This is a genomic window from Algibacter sp. L4_22 (assembly GCF_023473045.1).
Lineage (GTDB): Bacteria > Bacteroidota > Bacteroidia > Flavobacteriales > Flavobacteriaceae > Algibacter.
Map to the genome: position 1 here is coordinate 30,226 of NZ_JAMCOK010000005.1, position 17,914 is coordinate 48,139.

Below are 17,914 nucleotides of genomic sequence, written 5' to 3' on the forward strand. Positions count from 1 at the left end.
AATATATAATAGATTGTTGATTATATAAATCGTTTTGTTGTTTCGACCTTTTGAGAAATCACATAAAGAGAATAACTACCAACCGAATAAGAGAAGATTAAAAAAATGAATACCCTATTATCCATAGAAACTAGAAACGTTGTTTTATTAAAAATGGCAGTGCTTTTAGAAAAAGAGCGCCAAGTAATAATCAACATTAATAAAACAGATTTAGAAGCTTATAAAGGCGATGATATTTCGATGTTTGATCGTTTAAAAGTTGATGATTTAAAAGTTGATGAAATGATTAAATCGGTTACACATTTAGCATCTCAAGAGGATCCTGTTGGTGTGGAACGTTTCAGTTTTAAGCACGATAATGGCATGCAGGTTTATAACAAAACAGCATCTTTCGGTACCGTTTTAATTATTTATGAATCGCGCCCAGATGTTACAGTTGAAGCTGCAGGAATTGCATTCAAATCAGGAAACAAAATTTTATTAAAGGGCGGAAAAGAGTCTTTGAATTCAAATTTAAAAATTGTTGAGTTGTGGCATCAAGCTTTACAAGAAGAAGGCGCATCTACCGATTGGGTTGAATATTTACAATTTAACAGAACAGAAACTCAAGCTTTTTTAGAAAAACCAACGCAGAAAGTTGATTTAATAGTACCTCGTGGAGGCGAGCGTTTAATTGCTTTTGTTAAGGAACACGCAACTTGTCCAGTAATTATTAGCGGTCGTGGAAACAATTTTGTTTATGTACACGAAGCTGCCGATTTAGATATTGCTATTGATATTATTATGAATGGGAAATCGAAAATTTCAGCATGTAATGCCGTAGATAAAATTTTAATTGATAAAAATCTTGCTAATAAAGACGCTTTTGTAAATCGATTAATTACAAAATTAAAAGATTCTAATATTGAAGTTTTAGGTGATGCTAGTACCTCAAAAAACCATGAGATTAAAGCCATTACTTCAGATGATATTTGGTATAAAGAATTTTTAGACTATAAAATACTTATTGGCGAAATTGCATCTAACCAAGATACAATTGCCATGATTAATAAATATTCTGGAGGACATTCATCTGTTATTGTAACTGCCAATGAAGCAGAAGCTAAAGTGTTTATGGAAAATGTAGATACGGCAGCTGTGTACCATAATGCATCTACTCGTTTTACCGATGGCGGGCAATTAGGTTTAGGTGGCGAATTGGCGATAAGCACAGATAAATTACACCAACGTGGACCAATTGGTTTACAACATTTAGTTACCAATAAATGGTATGTTCATGGTAACGGACAAACAAGATAGCATGCAGAAAAAGAAACGAATTTTATTAAAAATAGGGTCGAACACACTCACCAAAGAAACCAATAATATTTCACGAGGTAAAATTGAAGATGTCGCTAATCAGATTGCGAAACTTCAAGATACTTGCGAGTTTATTATTGTAAGTTCTGGTGCTATTGCTGTAGCAAAACAGTTTGTAAAACTTGAAAGCAAGCACGAAGAGGTGTTTGTAAAACAAGCATTAGCATCTATAGGTCAGCCACATTTAATTCGTATTTATCAAGAAATTTTTAGAGAATATGGATTGCTTACTTCTCAGTGTTTACTATCGTATTCCGATTTTAAAAAACAGGAAAGTAAATCTAATATTGTGAACACCATAAACGTATTGGTTCAAAATAATTATATCCCTATTATAAATGAAAACGATACGGTAGCTACCGACGAGATAAAGTTTGGTGATAATGATAAATTAGGAGCATTAACGGCATCACTACTAGATGTGGATTTGTTTATAATAGCCACGAACACTAATGGAATTTACACTAAAGCATCTATTGAGAATGGAAAACCAGAGACTATTGCTGAGGTTGATGATTTTGATGAATTAAGAAATCAAGTTGTCGACTCGAAATCTTCTCACGGAACTGGTGGTATGCAATCTAAAATAGAAGCTGCAGCGGTTACTCGAAAAGCAAATATAGAAACTTGGATTGTAAATGGCTTGGAGGATAATTTTATAACAAATGCCTTTGATAATAAAGTACCGTTTACCAAGATCAAATAGTAACAATATTTAGGCTGTTTAGGTCTAATTATTAAAATATTGCACATGATTTTTTACGGTTTCTAAAACTATGAAAATCTAAAAATAAGATTAAAAAAATGAGACATTACACATCCATAAACGATATCGATAACATACATGTTTGGATAGAAGAAGCGAAAGCATTAAAAGTAAATCCTTTACAAAACATTGAATTAGGGAAAAACAAAACTTTAGGTTTATTATTCTTTAATTCAAGTTTAAGAACCCGTTTAAGTACGCAAAAAGCAGCTTTAAATTTAGGAATGAATCCAATTGTGATGAATGTTTCTGGAGATGCTTGGGCTATTGAGTTTGGTGATGGAACTGTAATGAATGGCAAGACGGCCGAACATATTAAAGAAGCAGCAGCCGTAGTGTCTCAATATTGCGATATTATTGCAGTACGTGCATTTCCAAGTTTAACAGATAGAGAAATGGACGAAAGCGAACATGTTTTGGAATCTTTTAAAAAGTTTGCATCTGTACCTGTTATTAGCATGGAAAGTGCAACAGGCCACCCGCTGCAAGCATTGACAGATGCGATTACCATTTCGGAATACTCTAAAGTATCAAAGCCTAAAGTTGTTTTAAGTTGGGCACCACATATTAAATCTTTACCACATGCGGTGGCAAATAGTTTTACACAAGCCATGCAAAAAATGGATGTGGAGTTTGTTATAGCTAATCCAGAAGGCTATGATTTAAACCCAGAAATTACAGGAGATACACCAATTTATCATAACCAAGAAGAAGCTTTTAAAGATGCCGATTTTGTTTATACAAAAAACTGGAGTTCTTATGAAGATTACGGTTTAGTAGATAATATTGATCCAAGCTGGATGATTACTAAAGAAAAAATTGGTGAAGCTAAATTTATGCACTGTTTACCTGTTAGACGAAATTTAGTTGTTCAAGATGCCGTTTTGGATAGTGATAGCTCTTTAGTTATTCAACAAGCAAATAATAGAACATTTGCTGCACAATTAGTGTTAAAGAAGATATTAGAAAACTTATAGATGAAAGAAAAATTATCAATCATAAAAATAGGAGGAAATATCATTGAAGATGAAACGTCTTTAAATGCTTTTCTTAAACTGTTTTCTAATTTAGAAGGAAAGAAAATTTTGGTTCACGGTGGTGGAAGGCGTGCTACACATATTGCATCAAAATTAGGGATAGAATCTCAAATGATAAATGGTCGACGTATTACAGATGCTGAAACTTTAGAAGTTATTACTATGGTTTATGGTGGATTGGTAAATAAAAATGTGGTAGCCAAACTTCAAGGTTTAAATATCGATGCTATTGGATTAACAGGAGCCGATATTAATAGTATTCAGTCTGTTAAACGCCCTGTAAAGGATGTAGATTTTGGTTTTGTTGGTGATGTTGAAAACGTAGCTCACAAATCGATAGATAAACTAATTCAGGCCAATTTTACGCCTATATTTTGTGCTATTACTCATGATGGTAATGGGCAATTATTAAATACAAATGCCGATACTATTACTTCGCAAGTTGCTATTGGTATGAGTAAATTGTATGAAACTTCTATTTATTATTGTTTTGAATTCAATGGCGTTTTAGAAGATATAAATGATAAAAATTCGGTAGTAAAACATATAGATACTAATATATATAAAGATTTATTGGCAAAAGGAATTATTGTCGATGGCATGTTACCAAAACTAGAAAATTGTTTTAATGCGTTGCAAAATGGTGTTAGTGCCATAAATATGGGGAATACAGAAATGTTAACCCAAGAAAATGATAATTTCACAAAAATAACCTTATAAAAAATGACGCAGCAAGATTTAACGAACGATGCCATTTCACTTCTAAAAAAGCTGATAGAAACACAATCGTTTTCTTCGGAAGAAGAGCCAACGGCATTGCATATCGAAGATTGGTTTAAACGTTATAATGTTGATTTTAAACGTACTCAAAATAATGTTTGGGCCGTTAATAAATATTTCGATGAAAGTAAACCAACTTTGCTTTTAAACTCGCATCACGATACTGTAAAACCCAATTCGGCTTATACCAAAGATCCCTTTAAAGCTATTGTAGAAGATGGAAAATTATACGGTTTAGGAAGTAATGATGCTGGAGGTTGCTTGGTGTCTTTAATCGCAACGTTTACTCATTTTTACAATCATGATAATTTAAAATATAATTTGGTTATTGTCGCTTCCGCGGAAGAAGAAAGCAGCGGGCCAAATGGATTAAATAGTATGTTGGCTGTAATACCTAACGTAGATGTTGCTATTGTAGGCGAACCGACTTTGATGAATTTAGCTGTAGCTGAAAAAGGCCTTGTAGTTTTCGATGCTGTTGTAGCGGGAACGCCAAGTCATGCCGCACATCCAAACGATAATAACTCCATTTATAACACGATAGCTGTGTTACAATGGTTTAAAGATTTAAAGTTTGAAAAGGGCTCGAAAGCTTTAGGAGATGTTAAGTTAACAGTAACACAAATTAATGCAGGCTCTCAGCATAATGTGGTTCCGGGTCATGTAGATTTGGTTATTGATGTTCGTGTAAATGATGCGTATAGCAACACAGAAATAGCCGAAATTTTACAAGAAAAGGCACCATGTACAAGTATTACACCACGGAGTTTAAGGTTAAATTCATCGTGTATTCCTATGGATCATGATTTAGTTAAAGCAGGTATTGAAATGGGACGATCAACTTACGGTTCTCCAACATTATCCGATCAAGCAACACTAACTTGTCCGTCTTTAAAATTAGGACCTGGAGATAGTACACGCTCACATTCTGCAGACGAATTTATTCATTTAAATGAAATAGTAGAGGGTGTAGATTTGTATATTAAATTACTAGAGAAGGTTATTGTAAAATAAAAAAATGGAAAGTAGATTTTTCTTCTTTCTTTAAAATAATAGATTTTCGCTTTCGCGGAAACAGAAAAAAAGTATTAAGATGAAGTTGTGGGATAAAGGTATTTCAATAGATAAAAAAATAGAACAATTTACTGTTGGAAACGATAGGGAAATTGATATTCATATAGCCAAATACGATGTTATTGCATCGCGTGCACATGCCAAAATGCTTCAGAAAATCGGGATTATTTCTGTTGAAGAATTAGTCGATTTATTAAGAGGGTTAAAAGTTTTAGAAAAACAAATTGAAGATGGTACTTTTGTTATCGACCCTCAGTTTGAAGATGTACACTCTAAAATTGAATTTGAACTTACAAAATCTTTAGGTGAAGTAGGAAAAAAAATCCACACGGCACGTTCTAGAAATGATCAAGTTCTAGTGGCTTGTAATTTATATTACAAAGAGAATTTAGGTGTTATTAAAGATAAAACGGAAACGCTTTTTAATACACTTTTAGATCTAGCTAATACGTATAAAGATAAAGTTCTACCTGGTTACACGCATTTGCAAGTGGCTATGCCATCATCTTTTGGATTATGGTTTTCTGCTTATGCAGAGCTAATGATAGACGATGTTTATCTATTAGATGCTGCTATCAAAACAGTAGATCAAAACCCGTTAGGTTCTGCAGCTGGTTACGGAAGTTCGTTTCCTATAGATCGTGAATATACCACCAAAGAAATGGGCTTTGCAACACTTAAATACAATGTAGTCGCTGCTCAAATGGGTAGAGGTAAACATGAGCGAACTATTGCTGCGGCTTTAGGTAGTTTGTGTAATACACTGTCTCGTTTTGCAATGGACACCTGTTTATATATGAGTCAGAATTTTGGATTTATTTCTTTTCCAGATGAATTAACAACGGGAAGTAGCATTATGCCACACAAGAAAAATCCTGATGTTTTCGAATTAATTCGTGGTAAATGTAATAAAATCCAAGCTTTACAAGGTGAAATGGTTTTAATAACCAATAATTTGCCAAGCGGTTACCATAGAGATTATCAGTTATTAAAAGAAAACATGATAGCAGCTTTCGAAGAATTGAAAGATATTTTAGATATTTTTAATTATTCAATTCAGCAAATTATTGTCAAGGATGTTGATGTAAATAGCGATTTGTATAAATACTTATTTACAGTTGATAATATTAATACTTTGGTTGTAGAAGGACAGAGTTTTAGAGAGGCTTACCAGAAAATTGGTGGACAAGTTCAAGACGGAACTTACGTTCCCGATACATCTAAAAGACACACCCATGAAGGCAGTATCCATAACTTATGCTTGGAACAAATTCGCGATAAATTTCCTAAATAGTATATTATGAAATGGTCTTTGTTTAATCTCTTTTTTTTTATAATGATAAGTTCTAGTTTTTCACAATCTCAAATTATTGATTTATGGGATGGTTCTATTCCCAATAGTCAGAAAACTAATGAAGTAGAAATTGTTGAAATAAAAGATATTAAAAGGATTAGTAACGTACAAACGCCAACCTTAGAAGTTTTTTTACCAACAAAAAGAGCTAATTCGGCTAGAGCTGTAATTATTTGCCCAGGTGGTGGATATCATATGTTAGCATACGATTGGGAAGGTACAGAAATAGCAAAGTGGTTTAACACGAAAGGTATTGCTGCATTTGTTTTAAAATCCAGATTACCAGATTCTAAATCGATAGTTATACGTCAAGAAGCGCCTTTACAAGATGCGCAACGTGCCGTGCGTTATGTGAGAAGTCATGCTGTGGAGTTTAGCATTAGTCCAGATGAAATTGGTGTTATTGGATTTTCTGCTGGTGGGCATTTAGCTTCTACTTTGGGTACTCAATATGATAAACCTAATAATTTTAAAGAAACGGCATTGGATACTATTTCTGCTCGACCAAATTTTATGGCGTTAATTTATCCTGTAATTACCATGGATGAGACCTTTACGCACATTGGATCACGTAGAAATTTAATAGGCGAAAAACCTAGTGAAGTGTTAATAAAAGAATATTCTAATGAGTTGCAGGTTACTAAAAATACACCACGAACATTTTTGGTGCATTCGGGTGATGATAAAGCAGTTCCAATAAAAAATAGTTTGAAGTTCTATGAGGCTTTAAAAGCTCATGATGTTGAAGCGGAATTGCATGCTTATCCATTTGGTGGGCATGGATTTGGTTTAGCTATAGGAAATGGACGTTTGCAATCTTGGCCGGAACGATTATTTGAATGGTTGGAGAATAAGTAAGTAAGCAGGTCCTGTGATTTTGATGATGTAAAATAACATTAACTCATGCCGACTTAGTAATTTAATGACATGTTTGGGCTCTAGTAGAAGAGGTGCACGTAATTCAAAACATTTGTTTCAAGAGTTCATTAGTCTAAATCTTAGCTCCTTTGGTAACGCTGAGAACACATTATTAATAGAAATAAAAAAGAGCATCGATATTATCGATGCTCTTTTTGTTTAATTCCTTTTGGTAACTATTTCAAATTATTAAATAATAGTTGATTGTCCCAAATGTATATTGGTAAAATTAAGATTGGTTTCGTCGGGATGATTAATAAAATCTTCGATGAAATCGCCAACCTTAGTGGTGCTAATATTATCGTATTTGTTATTTAAATCGGGCGTTGTAATGTGTAATTTTAAAGATTTATCAACACCTTCACGCACTCTGTTAGCTTCTTCGTCTAGTCCAAAATGATCTAGCAACATAGCAGCTGATAAAATGGATGCTATTGGGTTTGCTATGCCTTTGTTGGCTGCTTTAGTATAAGCACCGTGAATGGGCTCGAACATGGCATATTTATCTCCTAGTGATGCTGATGCTAATAGACCGATTGAACCTACGATTACACTGGCTTCTTCGGAAAGAATATCGCCAAACATATTTTCGGTTAAAATAACGTCAAATTGTCGTGGATTGATAATGAGTTCCATAGCGGCATTATCGATATACATGTATTTCAGTTTTACGTCTGGATATTGTGGTGCAATTTCTTGCACGATGCGTCTCCAAAGGCGCGAACTTTCTAAAACATTGGCTTTATCTACCAATGTAATTTTCTTTTTTCTTGCATGTGCTGCTTTAAATGCTGCATGCGCTATACGCTCAATCTCGAATCTGTTATAGGTACAAGTATCGGTTGCAGTATTCCCATCTGCACTTAACGTTCTTTCACCAAAGTAAATACCTCCAGTAAGTTCACGGTAAATTAAAATATCGACGTCCTTAATCTGCTTTACTTTTAATGAAGATTTGTTTAGTAAATCTTCATAAGCTATTACAGGGCGTATGTTTGTGTGTAGTCCCAGTTCTTTACGAATCCCTAAAAGACCTTGTTCCGGACGTATTTTTACATTTGGATCTAAATCGAAAGATGTACGCCCAATGGCTCCAAAAAGAACGGCGTCGGCATTTTTACAAATGTCTATGGTTTCTTGAGGTAAAGGGGTTCCCGTCTTGTCGATGGCGCATGCGCCAACTAAACCATGATTGAAAGTAAATATGTGGTTAAAATCCATAGCAATGGCTTTCAACACCTTTACGGCTTGCGCGGTGACCTCTGGGCCAATTCCATCCCCTGGCAATACGGCTATATTTAATTTCATTTGTTATGTTTTATTTTGCAAAGATAACACGTAATAGCCTATTTTTTATTAAGATGAAACAATTTCGTTATAAACTTTACTATTTTCTATAATATTGTGAATATCTCCATCATTTACTTCCTTTTTCTTGTCAGCGAAATCAAGGAAATTTGTATAAATGACATCTAATTGAAGTTTTGTTAATTCGTACCCTACATTTTTTGCTCTGTAAGCAAGTGCAGCACGACCGCTACGGGCTGTTAAAACAATTGCAGATTCGGTAACACCTACATCTTTAGGATCGATAATTTCGTAAGTCTCACGATTTTTTATCACACCATCTTGGTGAATACCAGAGCTATGCGCGAATGCATTAGCACCAACAATAGCTTTATTTGGTTGAGTATAAATCCCCATACTATCGGATACCAATTGGCTTAATCCGTAAAGCATTTCGGTTTTTATATTTGTATCTAAATTTAGGTATGGGTGTTGTTTTAAAATCATAACCACTTCTTCCAAAGCAGTATTTCCAGCACGTTCACCAATACCGTTAATAGTACATTCTATTTGGCGTGCACCATGAATAACACCTTCTATAGAATTAGCAGTAGCTAAACCTAAATCGTTATGGCAATGGCAAGATAAAATAGCTTTATCTATTCCTTTTACGTTTTCTTTTAAGTACTTAATTTTTGCACCATATTCACTTGGCAAGCAATATCCGGTTGTATCTGGAATGTTTAAAACAGTTGCTCCTGCTTTTATTACAGCTTCACAAACACGTGCTAAATATTCGTTATCGGTTCTACCTGCATCTTCAGCATAAAACTCAACATCTTCCACAAAAGATTTTGCATACGTTACGGCTTGAACAGCACGTTCGATTATAGCATCTTGCGTAGATTTAAATTTGAATTTTATATGAGAATCCGATGTGCCAATACCTGTATGTATTCTTGGTAGTTTTGCATACTTTAATGCTTCGGCAGCTACTTTTATATCATTTTCTACCGAGCGTGTTAATCCACAAACGGTCGCGTTTTTAACAATCTTAGAAATTTCCTCAACCGATTTAAAATCACCCGGACTTGAAACTGGAAAACCTGCTTCAATAATATCAACACCTAAAAAATCTAGCTGTTCGGCTATTATTAATTTTTGCTCGGTATTTAGTTTACAACCAGGGACTTGTTCACCATCTCTTAGTGTTGTATCGAAAATTTGGACTTTATTATCAGACATTTATTGAAATATATTTTCTTATTGTTCTACGAAGTTATATTTTGCTTAACCAAATCGAATATACAACCTTGTGTTATTACGATGTTTAAAGTTGTAATAACTTGTTTAACTATCTGTTAATCAAATAATTAATACTGATTTTGTAACTATGACGAAAGAGCAAAAAGATAATTTGTTTGTGCTAGTGAAATCACTTTCTAAATCCGAAAAGCGCCAATTTAAGCTTTATGTAGGAAGATTGGGAGTAAATGAAGACTCTAAGTTTTTAATGCTTTTTAATATTCTTGATAAACTGTCGGTTTATGATGAATCTGTTATTTTAAAGAAAGGGATTGTAAAAAAGCAACAACTTTCTAATCTTAAAGCGCATCTCTATAAACAGATTTTAATTAGTTTACGGTTAAACCCTTCGCATAAAGATATTCGATTACAAATTCGTGAACAGCTCGATTTTGCAACCATACTTTACCATAAAGGCCTATACAAGCAAAGTTTAAAACTCTTAGATAAAGCAAAAAGTCTAGCTATTGTAAATGAGGAAAAAAATGTGGCTTACGAGGTAGTTGAGCTTGAAAAAGTTATAGAATCGCAATACATAACCCGTAGTTTAAGTAACCGAGCAGATGAGCTTACCATACAAGCCAAAGAACTTAGTTTGCACAATGTTTTAGCTAGTAAATTATCTAATTTATCGTTACAATTGTACGGCCTTTATTTAAAAATAGGCTACATTAAAAACGATGAAGATTATAAACAAGTTAATAAGTATTTTAATGACCGTTTACCAAAGTATGATATACACGAGCTTGGCTTTCGAGAAAAATTGTGGCTTTACAAATCGTATTTATGGTACAGTTTTTTAACCGTAGATTTTTTGTCTTGCTATAAATACTCTCTAAAATGGGTAGATTTATTTTATGCTAAAGAAGAGATGATTGAGCTAAATCCTGTGTTTTTTTTAAGCGGAAATAATTATTTATTAGAGTCGCTATACTTTTTAAGAAAATACGATAAGTTTAAGGAGAGCTTAATTAAGTTCGAGGGTGTAACCAAAGAAAAATGGTTCCCTAAGGATGATAATCTTGATGGTTTAGCTTTTCTATACATCTATAATAACAAGTTTAATTTACATTTTATTGAAGGAAGCTTCGAGGAAGGTTTGCCTTTAGTGGATGAGGTTTTGAGTGAATTAAAGTTTTATAGAAATCGTACAGACGAGCATCACGTTATGGTATTTTATTATAAAATGGCCAGTATGTATTTTGGAGCCGGAGAAAATAAAAAATGTATAGAATTCTTAGATAAAATTATTAGTAATAAATCATTACAAATGCGTGAAGATTTATTGTGTTTTTCTCGTATTTTAAATCTTGTAGCACATTACGAAGCCGGTTTAGATTACAATCTCGATGTGCTTATAAAGAGTACGTATAAGTTTTTAATTAAAATGGAAGATTTATATGAAGTGCAAAAGGAATTTATTAAGTTTTTAAGAGGTTTAGGTGATATCTATCCGCATGAGGTTAAGAGCGAATTTATAAAACTGCATAAAAAACTAAAGGAATACGAAAACGATCCCTACCAAAGTCGAGCGTTTTTATATCTAGATATTATTTCTTGGTTAGAATCTAAAATTCAAAATCGTCCAATAGGTTTGGTTATCCGAAATAAATTTCATGAATTGAAGGTGAAGTAGGTTTTTACTCTTTTTAATTAAGGGTAATATTAATTGGTTTACCTCCTTTATGGAAAGGATTTAACTAAAAAGGCACCTGATAATGTTTAAAAATAATTGCTACTTTAGGTTTAAAGTAAGAGCGTAAATATTCTTGGACTTAAGCTTTACAATTTAGAAATAGATAATTATCATAAAAAAACATGAAATTAAAAAATATGTACAAACCGTTATTAGTTTTATTCGTTGTTAATCTATTTCTAATTTCTTGTAAGGAGAAGCAAAAAACAATCGTTGAAAATGTTACAAGCGAAAAAATACTAGAGAAAAACTCAGAAATCAATACAGATTCCTCAATTTACTCTGAAAAACGCGAATCTAAATCTGATAGTACACAAAATATTTTAAGAGGAAGAATAACGTTAGGACATGAGGTTAGTAGTTTTTCCCCTTGTGGAGATGATAAGGAATTTTGGATTATGGCGGAAGAGGAACTGACTCAGTTATATTTCAATTTAACAAAAAACCAAGAGCCTTACTCTCCAATATTTGTGAGAATTGAAATTATTGATAAAGGAAAATCAGAAGATGGATTTGCTGCTGATTATGACAGTACCTATGAGGTGGTAAATATTTTAGAAGCCAGAAACATCTCAGACATAGATTGTGAATAAAACATATTACAATGATGTCTAAAAATAATTGCTATTTTAGGGTAAACTCTAATCTTTAACTTGTGTAAACCATGTCCCTTAACGAACAGTTGAAAAAACTAAGAGGTAAATATTTGAACATTGACATCTGAATAATGGGAAGAGTAATTTGGAAAGAAAATAAGGTATTATCTATAGAAACGAGAAAGGGCATTTTTGTTTTAGCTCAAATGATTAAATCACCTTTTCTTATGTTTTTTAATTCATTTAGTGAGGATAATAAATTCAAAGAAAGTAATTTGGAAAATACACCAATATTATTTTTACACGCGGTTACGAGGCAATTTCTAAAAAAATCCAATATTGAGACCCTGAAGATTGACCCATTAGAAAATTATGAACAACCTAAATTATGGATTAAAGAAAATTCAGGTAGTAGGAAAGTAACTGTTTGGGCAGGAACTGAAAATGAAAAGAATTTTATTTCTTTTGGTGAGAATGGTGGGAAATTAGTTGAGAAAGACATTTTAAAAGACGGAAAATACAATCATCCAAGCGGAATTTATGATAAATCTATAAAGGAGCTTATGCCCAAAAATGTAGATATTAGTGAAATTTCAAATTATGAATTAACGTCAATAGAAATTTACCCTAATTTAAATGAACGTCTTTATTTATGCCATTTGAAAGGGGAAAACATAGACCCTGCTAAAAATATTTTATTTAATATCGGTATGCCTTTAGAATATAAAAAATACGTCGATATTGTTTCTGGACTTGTAAAGTTGGAGGATTTAGGATATTAATAATCATTGAAATGGAGAATAAAGCCTACTGCCAACACCCTATAAAAATAATGCTTATTTTAGTGCTTAATCAAGAGTAAATGCATTCTGGTATATTAGGTTTTCCTTCGGAAAACCCTCGCATACAAACCCACTACCCACAATTAAAAAGAATAAAACCAGAGACTACAAAAGTTTCATTTATTACTACATAATAACAACATGATTATAGAACAAGAAGAAAAATTTAAAGATGTACTTTCTAAAATAGAAGGGAAAATTAATGAACAAAGTTTTTTTAACAAGTTCTTGGAATTGTATCCTGAAGCTTGGAAAAAACATAAAATTATGTATTCAAAATTTAATAAAAGTAAACAATTTGGGCAAAAAATTCCGTTACCAAAACCAGAGGTTTCTTTACGAAAAGAAATTAGGGTATGGTTACAAAAACAATAAAAACACAACAAACCATCTTATTATCTAAAAATATAAAAAACAAACATAGTTTTAACGATCTAAAGTTTTGGTGATGTTCCCTTTCCGCGTAAGCGAAAAAATAAACCACAAGCTTCTTAACTACAAACTTACTTCCGTATATTTGCACTTTCTTAAAAATAACAATCATGCAAGACGGATTATACGCAAAATTTAATACAACAAAAGGAGAAGTTCTAGTTGCTTTAGAGTACAAAAAAGCACCAGGAACAGTTGGTCACTTTGTAGCTTTAGCTGAAGGAAACCTTGAAAACAATGTGAAACCACAGGGAGAACCTTATTACGATGGATTAAAATTCCATAGAGTAATTGAGGATTTTATGATACAAGGTGGTTGCCCACAAGGTACAGGAACTGGAAGCCCAGGTTATAAATTTGACGATGAATTTCATCCAGATTTAAAACACGACGGACCAGGAGTATTATCTATGGCTAATTCAGGACCTGGAACAAATGGAAGTCAGTTTTTTATAACTCACGTAGAAACAGCTTGGTTAGATGGTAAGCATACCGTTTTTGGAAAAGTTGTAGAAGGACAAGATATAGTTGATGCTATTGCTCAAGGCGATTTAATAGATACTTTAGAAATAGTAAGAGTTGGTGCAGACGCAGAGGCTTTTAAAGCGGTAGAATCTTTTAGAGAATTTGAAGGTTCTCGTGAAAAAAGATTAGCAGAAGTTGCAGAAGCAGCAGAAGCTGAATTAGACAAATTAGCAGCTGGATTCAAAAAAACTGAAAGTGGTTTACGTTACCAAATTCTTCAAGAAGGAAATGGTACTCAAGCTGAAAAAGGTAAAACGGTTTCTGTACATTATAAAGGACAGTTATCTGACGGTACTGTTTTCGATTCATCATACAAACGTAATTCACCAATTGATTTTGCTATTGGAGTAGGACAAGTTATTCCAGGATGGGATGAAGGTATTGGCTTATTAAAAGTAGGAGATAAGGCACGTTTAGTAATCCCAAGTCATTTAGGATACGGAAGTGCAGGAGCAGGCGGTGTAATTCCACCAGATGCAACTTTAGTTTTCGATGTAGAACTTATGGATGTAAAATAAGAAGCGAATAACTTTTTTTGTAAAAAAAGTTAGAGACTCATTTATGTAGAGTGTAGTCTCGGCATCTAAAAAGCATCTGTTTCTTTGTTAAATAGGGGCTTAAGTCTAGGGAGATAATAAAATATTTTCTAATTTTTTTAGTTAACTTATTTACAAGGGTTTATATAGATTAAATAAAAATAAGCACCTCTTTAGGGGTGCTTTTTTAGTGTTTCATTTTTTCGGTTACCAAATGGCAGACAATTATTTTGGTTCATCGAATATATTCTTTATAGTTAACTGTTAAATTTAAATTTGCATCATGATTAGTATAATGGATACGGATTTTTATCCGGAAGTTTTAAAAGAATTTAATTACTCTTTTGGAGATGTTTTTGTTTTTGACAAATTTGTTGTTTCTGAAATTAGACAAGGTGTGGACTTTAGTTGGGATAACCATGCAAAAGCCGTTATCGATGATGTTTTTGGGTTTTTAGGAACACCAGATGGAGCAACTATTAACTTGATTTCAAATAGAATTAATTCCTATTCGGTTATGGCTTCCGATTGGGTAAAGTTTTTTAAAAATAGTTATTTTTTGAATTCTTATATCGTGGTGTCTGATAAGGCTCGTCTTTCTAACGCTACTATCGAAAAGCTGTTTTTTAAAGGTACTATAAAGCATTTTAGCCAGTTAGAAATGGCTATTAATTTTGTTAAAAATGATATGGTAGAAATTGACTAGTATTGTTTTATATTTGTTTTCATGACAGATAAAGAACTTGAAAAGCTAAAATATCCTATAGGTCAATTTAATTGTCCAAAGAAAATTACTTCACAACATATTGAAAGTTGGATTTCAATACTAGAACATTTTCCAGATCGCTTAGAGCGTTTGGTGAAAGGTTTAACAAACTCACAATTAGATACTCAATATAGACCAGAGGGGTGGACGATTAGACAAGTGGTTCATCATTTATCCGATAGTCATCATCATAGTTATACCCGTTTTAAATGGACTTTAACAGAAGATAAGCCTGTAATTAAAGCTTATTTTGAAGAGCGTTGGGCAGAATTAATCGATTCTAAATCTGCTCCCATAGAGATGTCGTTAATTCATTTACGTGCTATTCATGTCAAATTAGTGTATTTACTAAAAACTTTATCGGAAGAAGATTTGCAAGCCTGTTTTATTCATCCAGAAACCAATAACGAAGTGCCTCTAAATTTCAATATTGGCAATTATGCTTGGCATAGCAATCATCATTATGCGCATATTGAAAACTTAATGAAACTAAAAGGATGGATTTAAAATGATAAGAAAAGCAACCCTTGACGATGTCAACTCGCTACTTGAAATTTACAATTATTATGTAATAAACACCACGGTTACTTTTGATGAAGTGCCTGTGTCTTTAAGTGCTTTTACCGAAAAGTTAGAACTTATTTTAAAAGATTATCCGTGTATTGTTTTTGAAGAAAATAATGAGATTTCAGGGTTTGCTTATGGTAGTAAATTTAGGCCAAAACCGGCATATAATTTCACTGTAGAATCTACGGTTTATGTAAAAAATGGAGCACATGGGAAGCAAATAGGTTCTCGTTTATATAAAGAGTTAATAGCGTTGCTAAAGCAACGTGATTTTAAATCGGTTTTGGGCGTTTTAACCATTCCTAATCCTGCCAGTGTTAAACTACATGAAAAGTTTGGTTTTACTCAAGTCGCACATTTAAAAGAAGTAGGGTTTAAGTTTGATACTTGGCTGGATGTTGGTATTTTTCAATTGAAAATTAATTAAGCCTTTTTCCATTTAATACCGCAACCAATACTAGGTTTTTGTATCGTATCATTTTCAGCATGATCAATTAGGCAGTTTAACGCATGGCGCAAATCTTTACCAGTAACAGGAATGCTATTTCCAGGTCGAGAATCGTCAAGTTGTCCTCTGTAAGTTAATTCTAAATTAGAATCAAACACATAAAAATCGGGAGTGCAAGCGGCATCATAAGCCTTTGCTATAGATTGACTTTCATCATATAAATATGGAAACGGGTAACCTTCATTTTTGGCATGAATCTTCATCTTTTCAGGGCTGTCTTGTGGGTAATTAACAACATCGTTACTCGAAATAGCAATACATTTAATTCCTTTCTTTAAATAAAGATTTGCTAAGCCAACCAATTCTTCGTTTACATGAATTACAAACGGACAATGATTACAGATAAACATAATAACAGTACCTGTGTCTCCTTTTAAATTATTGAGATTTAAAGTGGTTCCAGAAACGGTGTCTAATAGGGCGAAATTAGGTGCTTTTGTACCTAAAGGAAGCATGTTGGAAGGTGTTCGAGCCATGATTAAAAGTTTTATGCTAAGTTCGGGATTATTTGTATTTTTAAAAAATGAACGAAGCAATAACTTTCGAAGATTTTTCTAAAGTCGATTTACGAGTGGGTACTATCATTGAAGTGAGTGATTTTCCTGAAGCGAGAAATCCTGCTTATCAACTTATTATAGATTTTGGCGATTTGGGGATTAAAAAAACATCGGCACAAATTACAATACTTTATAAAAAAGAAGATTTATTGCAAAAACAAATTGTAGCTGTTGTTAATTTTCCGAAGAAACAAATCGCGAAGTTTATGAGTGAATGTTTAGTTATAGGTGCTGTAGAAGGCAAAGATGTTATGTTATTAAACCCAGAAAACAAAGTGAAAAATGGAACATCCGTTTCATAGTATATTTAAGAGTTCTCTACTTTCACTATAATTTGTTTCATTTTCCCTTTTAGTATTAGTGCAAACGGTTTCAGAATTTTGTTTAATTAAACAAATCCAAGGTTGTTTTAAATCGTGTTGAGCTAATTTTTATTTACCGGCTATAAAGGCATAAAAAAATCCGTTACATTTTTATTGTAACGGATTTTGAGTATGTTTTTTTGAAATCAATTAAATATCGTCAAAGCTAATATCAGTAAAGCTTTCTGGTGTTTTTAATTCGGCTTCGGTAACTCGAGAACCATCATCTGTATCTGCACTGTCATATTCCTTTTTAAAATCCTTTTGATGACGTTCGCTAATTACTTCATCACCTTTTTCATTTATGATATAGTCAGTCATTTCACCTAAAATATCTTTGAACTCGGCAAAATCTTCTTTATAAATATAAATTTTATGTTTTTTGTAATGAAATGAACCATCATCATTTGTGAATTTTTTACTTTCAGTAATTGTTAAATAATAATCTTCAGCTTTTGTTGCTCTTACATCAAAAAAGTAAGTGCGTCTTCCTGCTCTCAATACCTTTGAAAAAATCTCCTCTTTCTCCATCATACCATTATTGTTCATAATTATATAGAAATTTGTTTTTAATTCTAGTGTTTCAAAAATCTAAAAAAAACTAAAGCAAACCAACATTTTAAGGAGTTTCTTTTAAAAAAGTGAAA

At 32.6% G+C, this 17,914-nt stretch carries 20 protein-coding genes; 16 read left to right on the plus strand and 4 right to left on the minus strand.

Features of this window, described 5'->3' with window-relative positions; genetic code table 11:
• The first annotated feature begins 105 nt into the window (after positions 1-105).
• The 7 genes from M4I23_RS13620 (at position 106) to M4I23_RS13650 (ending at position 7,228) form a co-directional block, all read left to right on the plus strand.
• Positions 106-1,299 (plus strand): glutamate-5-semialdehyde dehydrogenase, encoded by a 1,194-nt coding sequence (locus M4I23_RS13620; protein WP_249754791.1) that lies wholly within the window; start codon positions 106-108, stop codon positions 1,297-1,299.
• Between the two features lies 1 nt (position 1,300).
• On the plus strand, positions 1,301-2,065 hold the full coding sequence (gene proB / locus M4I23_RS13625; RefSeq protein WP_249754984.1) for a glutamate 5-kinase: 765 nt from the start codon (positions 1,301-1,303) through the stop codon (positions 2,063-2,065).
• 98 nt (positions 2,066-2,163) lie between these two features.
• Positions 2,164-3,102: an acetylornithine carbamoyltransferase gene (locus M4I23_RS13630; RefSeq protein WP_249754792.1), complete on the plus strand. Its 939-nt coding sequence runs from the start codon at positions 2,164-2,166 to the stop codon at positions 3,100-3,102.
• Positions 3,103-3,882, plus strand: coding sequence for an acetylglutamate kinase (argB, locus tag M4I23_RS13635; RefSeq protein ID WP_249754793.1), 780 nt, complete (start codon positions 3,103-3,105; stop codon positions 3,880-3,882).
• A 3-nt stretch (positions 3,883-3,885) separates the two neighbouring features.
• On the plus strand, positions 3,886-4,956 hold the full coding sequence (locus M4I23_RS13640) for a M20 family metallo-hydrolase (RefSeq protein ID WP_249754794.1): 1,071 nt from the start codon (positions 3,886-3,888) through the stop codon (positions 4,954-4,956).
• A gap of 79 nt (positions 4,957-5,035) precedes the next feature.
• A complete protein-coding gene (argH, locus tag M4I23_RS13645; RefSeq protein WP_249754795.1) occupies positions 5,036-6,310 on the plus strand; it encodes an argininosuccinate lyase in 1,275 nt (424 codons plus the stop codon).
• A gap of 42 nt (positions 6,311-6,352) precedes the next feature.
• A complete protein-coding gene (locus M4I23_RS13650; protein WP_249754796.1) occupies positions 6,353-7,228 on the plus strand; it encodes an alpha/beta hydrolase in 876 nt (291 codons plus the stop codon).
• 249 nt (positions 7,229-7,477) lie between these two features.
• On the opposite strand, the gene leuB is transcribed toward M4I23_RS13650, so the two are convergent.
• Positions 7,478-8,596 carry a 3-isopropylmalate dehydrogenase gene (gene leuB / locus M4I23_RS13655; protein WP_249754797.1) on the minus strand — a complete coding sequence of 373 codons (1,119 nt, stop codon included), beginning with the start codon at positions 8,594-8,596 and terminating at the stop codon, positions 7,478-7,480.
• A 48-nt stretch (positions 8,597-8,644) separates the two neighbouring features.
• A complete protein-coding gene (locus tag M4I23_RS13660; RefSeq protein WP_158848297.1) occupies positions 8,645-9,820 on the minus strand; it encodes a 2-isopropylmalate synthase in 1,176 nt (391 codons plus the stop codon).
• 148 nt (positions 9,821-9,968) lie between these two features.
• Here M4I23_RS13660 and M4I23_RS13665 point away from each other — a divergent pair, with 148 nt between their 5' ends.
• From M4I23_RS13665 to M4I23_RS13700, 8 genes are all read left to right on the plus strand, one after another.
• Positions 9,969-11,516 carry a hypothetical protein gene (locus M4I23_RS13665; protein ID WP_249754798.1) on the plus strand — a complete coding sequence of 516 codons (1,548 nt, stop codon included), beginning with the start codon at positions 9,969-9,971 and terminating at the stop codon, positions 11,514-11,516.
• 182 nt (positions 11,517-11,698) lie between these two features.
• Positions 11,699-12,169 carry a hypothetical protein gene (locus tag M4I23_RS13670; protein WP_249754799.1) on the plus strand — a complete coding sequence of 157 codons (471 nt, stop codon included), beginning with the start codon at positions 11,699-11,701 and terminating at the stop codon, positions 12,167-12,169.
• Between the two features lie 134 nt (positions 12,170-12,303).
• Positions 12,304-12,954 (plus strand): hypothetical protein, encoded by a 651-nt coding sequence (locus M4I23_RS13675; protein ID WP_249754800.1) that lies wholly within the window; start codon positions 12,304-12,306, stop codon positions 12,952-12,954.
• A 201-nt stretch (positions 12,955-13,155) separates the two neighbouring features.
• Positions 13,156-13,389 carry a hypothetical protein gene (locus M4I23_RS13680; RefSeq protein ID WP_042495871.1) on the plus strand — a complete coding sequence of 78 codons (234 nt, stop codon included), beginning with the start codon at positions 13,156-13,158 and terminating at the stop codon, positions 13,387-13,389.
• Between the two features lie 167 nt (positions 13,390-13,556).
• On the plus strand, positions 13,557-14,489 hold the full coding sequence (locus tag M4I23_RS13685; RefSeq protein WP_158848305.1) for a peptidylprolyl isomerase: 933 nt from the start codon (positions 13,557-13,559) through the stop codon (positions 14,487-14,489).
• A gap of 301 nt (positions 14,490-14,790) precedes the next feature.
• Entirely contained in the window at positions 14,791-15,213 is a 423-nt protein-coding gene (locus M4I23_RS13690) for a hypothetical protein (protein ID WP_249754801.1), read from the plus strand.
• A gap of 21 nt (positions 15,214-15,234) precedes the next feature.
• Complete coding sequence (locus M4I23_RS13695) at positions 15,235-15,780, plus strand: YfiT family bacillithiol transferase (protein WP_158848309.1); 546 nt, start codon at positions 15,235-15,237, stop codon at positions 15,778-15,780.
• A gap of 1 nt (position 15,781) precedes the next feature.
• A complete protein-coding gene (locus M4I23_RS13700) occupies positions 15,782-16,267 on the plus strand; it encodes a GNAT family N-acetyltransferase (protein ID WP_158848311.1) in 486 nt (161 codons plus the stop codon).
• Here the strand turns inward: M4I23_RS13700 and M4I23_RS13705 are convergent.
• Positions 16,264-16,824, minus strand: a complete 561-nt coding sequence (locus M4I23_RS13705; protein ID WP_249754802.1) for a thioredoxin family protein — start codon at positions 16,822-16,824, stop codon at positions 16,264-16,266. The genes M4I23_RS13700 and M4I23_RS13705 overlap by 4 nt on opposite strands.
• A gap of 47 nt (positions 16,825-16,871) precedes the next feature.
• On the opposite strand from M4I23_RS13705, the gene M4I23_RS13710 reads away from it, so the two are divergent.
• The gene (locus M4I23_RS13710) at positions 16,872-17,207 is read left to right on the plus strand and encodes a tRNA-binding protein (RefSeq protein ID WP_158848315.1); all 336 of its coding nucleotides are present in this window, start codon (positions 16,872-16,874) and stop codon (positions 17,205-17,207) included.
• A 210-nt stretch (positions 17,208-17,417) separates the two neighbouring features.
• Here the strand turns inward: M4I23_RS13710 and M4I23_RS13715 are convergent, their stop codons facing one another.
• Positions 17,418-17,816 (minus strand): PUR family DNA/RNA-binding protein, encoded by a 399-nt coding sequence (locus tag M4I23_RS13715; RefSeq protein WP_158848317.1) that lies wholly within the window; start codon positions 17,814-17,816, stop codon positions 17,418-17,420.
• Positions 17,817-17,914: the final 98 nt, after the last annotated feature.